The sequence below is a fragment of the Candidatus Megaera venefica genome, assembly GCF_034554655.1.
Taxonomy (GTDB): Bacteria; Pseudomonadota; Alphaproteobacteria; order Rickettsiales; family Rickettsiaceae; genus Megaera_A; species Megaera_A venefica.
This window is the reverse complement of the sequence record NZ_JARJFB010000247.1, coordinates 1-1,410: the sequence shown is the minus strand read 5'-3', so window position 1 is coordinate 1,410 and position 1,410 is coordinate 1. Positions and strand designations below refer to the sequence as shown.

The window sequence follows — 1,410 nt, the reverse complement described above, 5'->3', positions numbered from 1 at the left end:
GGCCTGCCTTGCCAAGCTTTAACATCGTCCATGACATCATCAGTAATTCTACTAACAAGGCTTTCGCTAATGTCAGCCCCGTATAGTTCCTGAATCTGAAGTTTAATATCTGATAGACTCATTCCTTTGGCGTATAAGGATAGAATTTTTTGATCTAAACCTTCAATTCTTGTTTTTCTTTTGGGAATCATTGCAGGTTCAAACTCAGCATCTCTATCCCTTGGAACGTCTATTTTAATCAGGCCATTATCATTGATTAGATTCTTTTGAGATACACCGTTACGGGCGTTATTAGAAGTGATAATACGATCGTATCTGTCATAACCTAGATGATTATTCATCTCTGCCTGTAAAGCTTTTTCCACAAGACGTTTTGTTAGTTGTTTCAATAACCCGCCTTTGCTTAAAACATTCGATAGATCTACTTCTTTACTTACCAGTAAATCTATCGCTGCGGATATAGCTTCATTATTCTTATTATTGATAGTGTTTTTAGTCATATTTTATTCCTCTTAGTTATATTAATTGATTATATAACCTATAAGGAATTTACACACTTAGATGGACAGACCCTTAGCAACAAAGCTCGCTAATTTAGAAATTGCATCAACGTCTTCTGTCTTCGCGTCTTTTTTTTCTCGATAAAAATCTAGAGCTTTAGGGCTAATAGCAAGCCTTTTTGCAAAATATATTTTCTCATATAGAGCAAGATCTTCAGTGTGGATGAAGCTTAAAATTTCTGATCCTATTCTTGTGTTGTAAGCTGTACTAGCTGTAGAACCAGGACTAATAATATGAGTTAAGTGGAGATAACATAAACTACTTGTCAAAGGAATTAGCTCAAGTATATTATTCCCATCATATATATCTGTTGTAGGATAATTTTCTACTGTTATATCTAATTCTAGCAAATTATTAGCGTCCTGGATAAAAGATAAAACGGTTTTTTGGTCAACATTATTATTAAGTCTGAACTTTAATGTATCTAGAGTTGAATTTTGTATCAACCATTTCCTCATGATCTCAAGGCCTTGGAAAGTAAAACCATCGCCGTTGCTACCTTCGTCTAGGGATAAGGTTTTTAGAGAGCTATTTGTCTCTATAAAATTCAGGTCCTGATCTTTTACGTTACACCTATGTATATACAAAGACTTAAGTGATGTATTTGAACATATACTCGCAAAAAGACTGCTTATATCAGAGAGGGTTTTTATGCCTTCTAGGGTCAGAGATTCAAGGCTATTATTGACTGGTAGAGCTTGAAATATACTATTTATTGATAGAGTAGTTAAGTGGCGTATATTTAAGCTCTGAAGAGTAGAATTATATTTTATTATTTCAGATAACAAAGCTGAATGTTCGGTTGTTTCATTACTTAAATCTAAGGTTAATGACTTTACATTATTACTA

2 protein-coding genes are annotated in these 1,410 nt (G+C 33.5%); both read right to left on the bottom strand.

Going from position 1 to position 1,410, the window contains the following annotated elements:
* Window positions 1-500 (bottom strand): transposase (locus tag Megvenef_RS09480; RefSeq protein ID WP_322777667.1); only part of this gene is annotated, 500 nt, incomplete at its 3' end.
* A 57-nt stretch (window positions 501-557) separates the two neighbouring features.
* Window positions 558-1,410: leucine-rich repeat domain-containing protein (locus Megvenef_RS09475; protein WP_322777666.1), on the bottom strand; the 853-nt coding region annotated here is incomplete at its 5' end.